The 418-nt window shown below is 41.4% G+C and carries 1 protein-coding gene; it reads right to left on the bottom strand.

The features are described 5' to 3' along the window. Positions 1-42 precede the first annotated feature (42 nt). A partial coding sequence (locus tag BCT81_RS25515; protein WP_241908276.1) for a helix-turn-helix domain-containing protein occupies positions 43-418 on the bottom strand: 376 nt, incomplete at its 5' end.

Here is a 418-nt window from a genome sequence, read left to right as displayed (position 1 = left end):
GGCTCTGTGATGGCAGACAAAGTGAATTGGAATAGTGAAGCTTCACCTACCTTGTCGTTGAGAGGCTGTGTCTTTGATTTTGACAGCGAAGTTACTACGACTAATGCCCAATAACTTCGCGGCTTTTGTTTGATTGCCACGAGTATGCACAATTACGGCTTTAAAAACTTCATCTTTGACCATCGCCATGACCCAGGAAACGTCGGTATTTTGGGCTTTATCGAGCAACATCGGTTCAAGGTAGGTTTGTAAGTGTTTCTGGATAGCCTTGTGGCTAATGATTTTATTATCTTTGTTCATTGAGTGGGAGTGAGACTGATGAAAGACTAAATTATCACCCATCACTATTGACAGATCAATCATCAAAGCTCGAGATATGGTGTAACCGATTCGTGCAAAAGCAACTAGATAGAGTTTA

The organism is Vibrio sp. 10N.261.52.A1, assembly GCF_002876325.1.
GTDB classification, from domain to species: domain Bacteria; phylum Pseudomonadota; class Gammaproteobacteria; order Enterobacterales; family Vibrionaceae; genus Vibrio; species Vibrio chagasii.
Note: the sequence above shows the minus strand (reverse complement) of the source record. Positions and strands in the feature narration are given on the sequence as shown.